The sequence below is a fragment of the Sphingomonas sandaracina genome (assembly GCF_036663695.1).
Taxonomy (GTDB): domain Bacteria; phylum Pseudomonadota; class Alphaproteobacteria; order Sphingomonadales; family Sphingomonadaceae; genus Sphingomonas.
Genome location: NZ_JAXOJK010000004.1, coordinates 419,802 through 428,062, shown reverse-complemented (window position 1 = coordinate 428,062; position 8,261 = coordinate 419,802). Strand labels below are relative to the sequence as shown.

The 8,261-nt window shown below is 63.6% G+C and carries 8 protein-coding genes; all 8 read right to left on the bottom strand.

Annotated features, from left to right (window positions below):
* Window positions 1-399: 399 nt before the first annotated feature.
* The 8 genes from U1707_RS14855 to U1707_RS14820 all read right to left on the bottom strand — a co-directional run bounded on the left by U1707_RS14855 (window position 400) and on the right by U1707_RS14820 (window position 8,220).
* Window positions 400-717: a PilZ domain-containing protein gene (locus U1707_RS14855; protein ID WP_332800832.1), complete on the bottom strand. Its 318-nt coding sequence runs from the start codon at window positions 715-717 to the stop codon at window positions 400-402.
* Between the two features lie 125 nt (window positions 718-842).
* Window positions 843-1,073 (bottom strand): 50S ribosomal protein L31, encoded by a 231-nt coding sequence (gene rpmE / locus U1707_RS14850; protein WP_055880673.1) that lies wholly within the window; start codon window positions 1,071-1,073, stop codon window positions 843-845.
* A 103-nt stretch (window positions 1,074-1,176) separates the two neighbouring features.
* The gene (gene fabZ, locus U1707_RS14845) at window positions 1,177-1,659 is read right to left on the bottom strand and encodes a 3-hydroxyacyl-ACP dehydratase FabZ (RefSeq protein ID WP_332800831.1); all 483 of its coding nucleotides are present in this window, start codon (window positions 1,657-1,659) and stop codon (window positions 1,177-1,179) included.
* A gap of 7 nt (window positions 1,660-1,666) precedes the next feature.
* A complete protein-coding gene (locus tag U1707_RS14840; protein WP_332800830.1) occupies window positions 1,667-2,326 on the bottom strand; it encodes an OmpH family outer membrane protein in 660 nt (219 codons plus the stop codon).
* Window positions 2,326-5,127: an outer membrane protein assembly factor BamA gene (bamA, locus tag U1707_RS14835; protein ID WP_332800855.1), complete on the bottom strand. Its 2,802-nt coding sequence runs from the start codon at window positions 5,125-5,127 to the stop codon at window positions 2,326-2,328. Before bamA ends, U1707_RS14840 begins: the two co-directional genes overlap by 1 nt.
* A gap of 53 nt (window positions 5,128-5,180) precedes the next feature.
* On the bottom strand, window positions 5,181-6,314 hold the full coding sequence (gene rseP / locus U1707_RS14830) for an RIP metalloprotease RseP (protein ID WP_332800829.1): 1,134 nt from the start codon (window positions 6,312-6,314) through the stop codon (window positions 5,181-5,183).
* Window positions 6,311-7,468: a 1-deoxy-D-xylulose-5-phosphate reductoisomerase gene (locus U1707_RS14825; protein WP_332800828.1), complete on the bottom strand. Its 1,158-nt coding sequence runs from the start codon at window positions 7,466-7,468 to the stop codon at window positions 6,311-6,313. The genes rseP and U1707_RS14825 overlap by 4 nt, the downstream gene beginning before the upstream one ends.
* Window positions 7,465-8,220 carry a phosphatidate cytidylyltransferase gene (locus U1707_RS14820; RefSeq protein ID WP_332800854.1) on the bottom strand — a complete coding sequence of 252 codons (756 nt, stop codon included), beginning with the start codon at window positions 8,218-8,220 and terminating at the stop codon, window positions 7,465-7,467. Before U1707_RS14820 ends, U1707_RS14825 begins: the two co-directional genes overlap by 4 nt.
* Window positions 8,221-8,261: the final 41 nt, after the last annotated feature.

The following is an 8,261-nucleotide window of genomic DNA, read 5'->3' as shown; positions in this document are numbered from 1 at the left end:
ACAAAAATACCGACACTCGCATAACCCTCCTCTCGGAAAGCTTGGAGCATCTGGTTTTCTGCGACCGCTGCGTCCAGACCCTGGGGTCGTTCGCTGCGGTGACACCCCTCTAGGGGCACCCCGCAACACCGTCAAATGCTTTTTTACAGTTTTTGGTCGGTTTGTTGAAAAAAATGATGCCCTCGCTGAGCGGCCCGCCTAGCGCGCCCTGCCCAGCAGACAGCTACCGATGCACTAAGCCCTGACGGTTGCGAGCGGAGCCAATGACGGGAACGTTCCTGCGCTTGGATCACGTTTGCAAGATCACGTGAGTGTGCCGCCCGCAGGTCATACCTCGCGTCTCGGTCTCCACCGCCAGCCATGTACCAGGCATACCGCGTCACGAACGCCATCCGGGAATTAAGTCGCCGGATTATCCCGTATGAGCACGTCGAACGCGGCGATCGAGAGGGGGGTGTGGAACTTGCAGCCGGCGGTGAAATCGTCTGCCCACATAACATCGGCCACGATCTGGCCGACATGCGGCAGGTTGAGCCAGATACTCGTACCGCGCTTGAGCGCAGAATATGTCTGGAGACGCGCGCCATTGATCGAAATGTCGACGACCCTGCACAATGTGCGGCGCGTCTTGCCGATGCTGACGTCGAGGGCAATCGGGGCACGTGGCGAACGGCGGCGACTGGCGCGCTCAGCGGGTTCAAAGTCTGCGGCGAACATGGCGTTCTCGTCCTTGCGAGTCCAAGTCTGGATGCAGATACGAGCCTAGCCGCGGGTGCCTAACGGGGTCTTAATTAATGCCCCCGGAACGATTTAGATCACATCCGTTCCGGGGATTAGAAATATTACTTGCGGAGCGTGAGACCACCACCGAAACGCTTGTTGAAGCGCGCGACCTGCCCACCGGTATCGAGCATCGTGCCACGGCCGCCGGTCCATGCCGGATGCGCGAGCGGATCGATCTCAAGCGTCATCACATCGCCTTCCTTACCCCAGGTCGTGCGAGTCTGGTACTTGCTGCCATCGGTCATCTGGACGGTGATCATGTGATAATCGGGGTGCGTATCGGCCTTCATGGGATATCTCCGTATGTGGCTGGTTCCGACCAGCCTGAAAAGGAAGGCGCGCCCGTACACGGACGCGCCCGAATTTACAAGATTGCAGGCTTCAGCCCTAAGCTCACGCCTTCGGCGGGTCGGCAATCATCGCCGTGAAGTTCGCCTCGGCCACCAATTGCCCGTCCACGAGGGCACGGCCGGCGAACTTGCACACCGAACTGCGCTTCTGGACGAACGTCACTTCGAGCTTGAGTAACACGCCCGGCTCGACCGGCTTGCGAAACTTAGCACCGTCGATGGCCATGAAATATACCAGCTTGCCAGAACCGGCGAGCCCGAGCGACTCGACAGCAAGGATCCCTGCTGCCTGCGCCATCGCCTCGACGATCAACACGCCCGGCATGATCGGTCGCCCAGGGAAGTGCCCCTGGAAGAACTGCTCGTTCATCGACACCGCCTTGATCGCGGTGATCGATGTGTCGAGGACCAACTCCTCGACACGATCAACCAGCAGCAACGGGTAGCGATGCGGCAACGCCGCCATCACCCGCCCGATATCGAGCGGACCGAGCCGGTCTGGCATGGTGTTAGCGGCGTCCGTCATGCGTGGCTCAGCGGCCCTGCGGCGTCGTGCGTCGGCCGGTCGCTGCGGCGGGTGCAGGCGCTGCCCCCTGCTGCTGCTGGCCATTTTGGTTGGGCTGCCAGTTGGCGGGGACAGCGGTGCTTACGGTCGGGACCAGGCGATCGAGTTCGGTGGTGATCGCAGCGGTGATGTCAGCGGTGGGCTGCGCGAACAGAGCGGCTTCTGGACGCAGCAGCAGGCTGACGTTCTTGGCGCGGACTGCGGCTGTCACTGCGTCGCTGAGCTTCGCCTGGATCTGCTCGATCGCGTATTGCTGGGCGCGCTGCGCAGGCTGCGTCAGGCGAGCGAGTTCCTGGTTGGCCGCGGTTTCGCGGGCCTGGATCGCCTGAGCCTGCGGACGCAACGTCGCTTCGCTGGCGCCGGGCGCGCGCTGCGCGGTCTGGAACGCCGTCACGAGCGGCTGCAGCTCACGCGCGACAGCCTGGCGGCGCGTTTCGGCCTGGTCGAGCTGCGACTTGTACGTCGTCTCGATCTGCGTGCGTGCAGCATTCCAGGCCTTCGAGTTGGCGATCGCACCCTGTGCGTCGGCAACGGCGATGCCCGAAACCTGCGCATCGGCAGCGGTTGCGGTCACGGCAGCCGGCGCGACGAGCGCGGCGGCGAGGAGAAGCGTCTTGAACGTCGTCATTAGAACTGAGTCCCTACGTTGAAAGTGATGAGCTTGGGGTCGTCGCCCTTTTGCTTCAGCAAAGCACGAGCGAGATCGATACGGAGCGGACCGAATGGCGAATTCCAGTTCACCCCGACACCGATCGAAAGACGCGGCTTGGCGGAATTACCGTAAAAGCCCTCGGAATACGGTCCGTACGACGTTGCATACAGCGAGTTGGCCGAAGTTCCCGCACATGTCGGACCAGAGCCGGTCTTACACGTCGTGATCTGCCCGGCGTTGGGATCCGTACCCGTCGAGGGCGTCGGCACGACGTATTGCGTCTTACCATCGGTCGTCAGGATCGGCGACTGATAGGGAAGGATCGTCCCATCCGCGGCCTTGGGATACAGAGCCGGATCGATCGTCAGGTTCGGCTTCGTGATGCTGAACAGCGAGCCCGCCTGGACATAGACGGAGGGTCGCAGACCCAGTTCGCGCGCGCCGGAGCCGAGCGGAATCTCCATCTCGATGCGTCCGAGATAATAGGCATTGCCGCCGAGTGCATCGTCGATGAACTGGTTGCGATCGGTCGAGAGCACCTGCTTACCCGTCGTCGCGTCGGTCGTGTACGGAATACGCAGCACGCGCGGACCGACGCCGCGGATGTCGAAACCACGGAACTGCGGTTCGCCCAGGTAGAAACGATCGGTGATACGGACCTTGTCGATGCCGGAGCCACGGCTGCCTTCGAGCGATCTGATATACCCGCCTTCGCCAGTCGCCGACAGAACGAAGCCGCTACCCACGTTCCAGTATTTCGCGCCCTCGGCCCGCGTGCGGATGTATTTCACGTCGCCGCCGAGCCCGGCAAAATCCTGGCTGAACGAGAAGCGCGAACCCGCGGTCGGGCGCAGGCGGCTGTTGAGCGTGTCGCGGATCAGCGAATAGCCGATCGACGACGTCCAGCGGTTGCCGATCGCCTCGCAGAGATAGCGGCCGGCCTTCAGAATGTCGCAGTTGCCGTTGGTGAAATAGGTCGACTCGTTCAGGCCGACCTTGTCGTAGGACAAGCCATACCGTGCCGACAGCGACCAGAATTCGGTCAGCGGCACGCCGGCGCGCAGCTGGAAACCGGTCGAGACCTGCGAATAGGTCGTCTGGCGATCGTTGCCGATATAGTTGAACGAATTATAGTCGCGGCGGAAGATGTCGCCGCCGACCGCGATGTTCTTGTCGAACAGATACGGCTCGGTGAAGCCCAGCTCGACCGACTTCGAATAGCTCGAATAGTTGACGCCGGCACGCAGCTCCTGGCCCTTGCCGCGGAAGTTGCGCTGCGTGATGTTCGCCTGGATGATGAAGCGTTCGAGGCTCGAATAACCCGCCGACAGCTGAAGCTCGCCGGTCGATTTCTCTTCGAGGTTGGTCTCGAGGATCACGCGGTCAGGCGCGGAGCCCGGCAGTTGCTTGATCTCCATCTTGTCCTGGAAATAGCCCAGCGAGTTGATGCGGTCCTGCGAGCGCTTCACCTGGAAGCTGTTGAACGCGTCACCTTCTGCCAAACGGATCTCGCGACGCACGACCTTGTCCTGCGTCTGCGTGTTGCCGTTGATCTCGATGCGCTCGACATAGGTGCGCTTGGCCTCGGCGATGTTGAAATTAATCCCCATCGTCAGCGTGTCGGCGTCCTTGGCGAACTCCGGGTTCACCTCGGTGAACGCATAGCCGAACAGACCCGCTGTCTGGCTGAGATTGTCGACCGAATCCTCAACCAGCTTGGCGTTGTACCAATCACCCTTCTTCAGCGGCAGCGAGGCAGCGAGCTTGGTGTTGTCGAAGTCGCGGATCTGGCTGTCGACGGTGACGTCGCCGAACTTGTAGCGCTTGCCCTCCTCCACCACGTACGTGATGATGAAGTCCTTCTTGTCCGGCGTCAGCTCAGCGACGGCCGAGGTCACGCGGAAATCGGCATAGCCCTGCGTTAGGTAGAACTGGCGGAGCTTCTGCTGATCGTAGCTGAGGCGATCCTGGTCGTAGCTAGTCGCCGACGACAGCAGGCGGAAGAAGCGCGACTGCTTGGTCGCCATCTGGCCGCGGATCTGATCGTCGGAGAACACCTCGTTGCCGAGGATGTTGATCTGGCGGACCTTCGACTTCGGGCCTTCGCTGACCTCGAAGACGACGTCGACGCGGTTCTGGTCGAGATTGACCATCTTCGGATCGATCACCGCGGCGAAGCGGCCCTGCCGACGATAGAGCTCGATGATCCGCGCGATGTCCTGACGGACCGCGGTGCGCGTGAAGATCTGGCGCGGCGCGAGCTTGATCTCCTTGGTGATCTTGTCGGTCTTGAGCGCCTTGTTGCCCTCGATGATCACACGGTTGATGATCGGGTTCTCGCGGACCCGGAGCACGATGTTGCCGTCCTCGACGCCCGCGATCGAATAATCCGCGAACAGATCGCTGGCCTGCAGGTCCTTCAGCGCCTGATCGAGCGTTTCCGCGGTGTAGGGAATCCCGACCCGCAGCTTGGTATAGGACAGCACCGTCTCGGGCTCGATTCGCTGCGATCCCTCGACACGCAAAGTCTTTATGGTTCGCACGGATACCGGCGCGCCGACGGGCGTTACTACAGACGGAGCGGCATTCGCTGTACCGGTCGGCGCTGCGCCAGACTGGGCCGGGCCAGCCGGTGTCGAACCGGACGACGCAGGCCGCGGCGCGGTTGCTCCGGTCGGTGCGGTCTGGGCAAATGCCGGCACGCCCGACAGGACGGTGCCCGCAAGCAGCAGGGCGCCCTTGCGCGCGAAATCGTAACCGTTGATCGCTGTCACCAAACCCACCTTAAAAACGTGCACATGCAGGGCGCGCCCGCCCTGCCCTATCGTGGTCAGCCGATCAAGCCGGCCAGATTCTTCCAAAGCCCGAAATTGCCGAGATCGTTGAAGGTCACGAGCAGCATCAGCGCCAATAGCGCCGCAAGACCGCCACGAAATGCCCATTCCTGAACCTGCGGCTCGACCGGGCGCCTGCGCACCGCTTCGATCGCATAGAAGAACAGGTGACCGCCATCCAGCATCGGCACTGGCAGCAGGTTGATGAACCCCAGATTGATCGAAACAAGTGCGATCAGGAATACATAGGCGTCCAGCCCGAGCGACATCTGCTCACCCGACACCTTGGCGATGCTGAGCGGCCCGCCGAGTTCCTTCACCGAACGCCGGCCGGTGATGACCTGGCCCAGCGTCTCGACCATCATCGATACGATCTCGCCGGTGCGCTTCACTGCGACGACCGGCGCCTCGATCAGGCGGACGGGAACGACGACCGGCTTCGCGCCGGCAATGCCGAGGCGGCCGATCCGGTATTCGTTGCCGAAGCGATCGCGCTGGAGTTCGGTACCGATCACCACGTCGCGGGACACCATCTGGTCTCCGCGTACGGCGTCGATCCGGGTACGCTCACCGGCGCGGATACGGGCGAAGCGGGCAAGATCGTCGAATGTTTCGACCGAGCGCCCGCCGATCGCGGTGATCCGGTCGCCGGCCTGCAAGCCGGCCGCAGCCGCGGCGCTGCCGGGTACCGTACCGCCGACGACCGGCGGCATGCGGATGTCGCCGTACGCAAAGGCGAAACCGGCGAGGATCAGGATCGCGACGACGAAATTGACGACCGGTCCTGCTGCGACGACGATCGCGCGCTGCCATACCGGCTTCGACTGGAAGGTGCGGTGGCGTTCCTCGGCGGGCAACAACAGCCATTCGGCCGAGGGTTGGCTCGCCGGGTTCATGTCGCCCGCGAACTTCACATAGCCGCCGAGCGGCAGCCAGCCGAACTTCCAGCGGGTGCCGCGCTTGTCGGTGAAACCGGCGACCTCGCGACCGAAGCCGATCGCGAAGGCATCCGCCTTGATCCCGAAATAGCGCCCGGCGAGGTAGTGGCCCATCTCGTGTACGAACACGAGCGGTCCGATCACCAGCGCGAACGACACTATGGTCAGCAGGATACCGGGTGTTTCGATCAAACCGCGCAATCCTTCACACGTTCACCCGCTAAACCCCGCGCCTCGGCGTCGATTGCCAATACGGCGTCGACGCTGTCCGGCGCGGCCGGGTCGTAACGCGATAACGTATGTTCGACGATTGCGGCAATTTCGAGGAAGCCGATGCGGCGCTGTAGGAAAGCCTCGACCGCTACCTCGTTGGCGGCGTTGAGAATTGCGGGTCGCGCGCCGCCTGCATCGAGTGCCTCGCGCGCCAGCCGCAGCGCCGGGAACCGCACGGGATCGGGTGCCTCGAAATCGAGTCGGCCGATCGCCACCAGATCGAGCGGGGCCATCGGCGTCACCATCCGGTCCGGCCAGGCGAGCGTATGCGCGATCGGCGTCCGCATGTCGGGCGGCCCGAGCTGGGCCAGTACCGACCCGTCGACATGATCGACGAGGCTGTGGATCACCGACTGCGGATGGATGACGATCTCGATCCGGTCGTGCGGGATCGGAAACAGCCGCGCGGCTTCGATCAGTTCGAGGCCCTTGTTCATGCAGGTCGCCGAATCGACCGAGATCTTCGCGCCCATCGACCAGTTCGGATGTTTCACCGCCTGTTCGAGCGTCACGTCGCGCATCTGCTGGGTCGTCCAGTCGCGAAACGGCCCGCCGCTGCACGTCAGGATGATGCGGCGCACGCGTTCCGGACGAGTCGCATCGAAGCACTGGAAGATCGCGTTGTGCTCGGAGTCGGCAGGCAACAGCGTCGCGCCCGTCCTTCTCGCCGCGGCGAGGATGACGTCGCCGGCAGAGACCAGCGGCTCCTTGTTGGCGATCACGACGGTACCGCCTTGCTCGATCGCGGCCATGACGGGCTTCAGCCCTGCGCAGCCGACGATCGCACCCATCGTCCAGTCCGCACCCGACGACGCTGCCTCCGCGATCGCCTCGGCACCGCCGCCCGCACGGATACCCGTACCGGCGAGCGCCGCGCGGAGTTCGGGAAGACCGCCCTCATCCGCGACGACCGCGAACTCGGCCCTGGTACGGATCGCGGCCGCGGCGAGTTTCGCGACGTCGCAATTCGCGGTCAGCGCGACGACGCGGAAGCGATCGGGCTCGCGCTCGATCAGGTCGAGCGTCGAGGTGCCGACCGAGCCGGTCGCCCCCAGGATCGTGACGCTCTTCATCCGTAGAAATGCGGCAACAGGACGAGGAATGCCGCAACCGGTGCGACCGGGACCAGTCCGTCGAGCCGATCCATCACGCCGCCATGCCCCGGAAGGATGTTCCCACTGTCCTTGACCCCGGCGACGCGCTTCAGCCAGCTCTCGTAAAGATCGCCCATTTGCGCGAGCACGGCGAGCAGCGGAGACGCGAGCGTCATCCGCATCGGCAGGCCGTATTGCGTGTGCAGTACCGCGGCGACCGCGCTTGCAAGCACGACGCCGCCGATCAGCCCCGACCACGTCTTGTTCGGACTGATCACCGGCGCGAGCTTGGGTCCGCCCAGCGTCCGTCCGGTGAAGAATGCGCCGATATCGCACGCCCACACCAGCGACAGCGCCCACAGGGTGAACAGGATGCCCTCGTCCTGGCGCCGGATGATCATCAGGGCGAGCACCGGCAAGCCACAGTAGATGATGCCGAGCGCCAGCGGGGGTTTGCGCGTCGTGATCACGACGAAGAACGCAGCCCCCGCGAGCAGGCCCAGCGTGAAGAAATCATGGATCACCAGGATCAGCGACGCTGGCGCCATCAGCGCGAGCGGTACCGACAGCGCGAACTGAGTCATCCGCTTGGTCTTGGCGTCGGCGCCTTGCAGCATCGACCACTCCGCCATCATGAACAACGCGGCGAGCACGCCGAGCAGCCAGAATGCGATTCCCCCGAGCGTCAGAGCGACGCTGGCCACCGCGATCATGCCGACGCTGGCGATCATCCGAAGCTTCAGGTTGGACGGCGTACGCAGTGCCTGGTCGG

Bases quoted from the DNA above. Each gene is read 5' to 3' on its own strand.
- U1707_RS14855 (WP_332800832.1), bottom strand. From the start codon at position 717: ATGTTCGCCGCAGACTTTGAACCCGCTGAGCGCGCCAGTCGCCGCCGT.
- rpmE (WP_055880673.1), bottom strand. From the start codon at position 1,073: ATGAAGGCCGATACGCACCCCGATTATCACATGATCACCGTCCAGATG.
- fabZ (WP_332800831.1), bottom strand. From the start codon at position 1,659: ATGACGGACGCCGCTAACACCATGCCAGACCGGCTCGGTCCGCTCGAT.
- U1707_RS14840 (WP_332800830.1), bottom strand. From the start codon at position 2,326: ATGACGACGTTCAAGACGCTTCTCCTCGCCGCCGCGCTCGTCGCGCCG.
- U1707_RS14825 (WP_332800828.1), bottom strand. From the start codon at position 7,468: ATGAAGAGCGTCACGATCCTGGGGGCGACCGGCTCGGTCGGCACCTCG.
- U1707_RS14820 (WP_332800854.1), bottom strand. From the start codon at position 8,220: ATGATCGCCAGCGTCGGCATGATCGCGGTGGCCAGCGTCGCTCTGACG.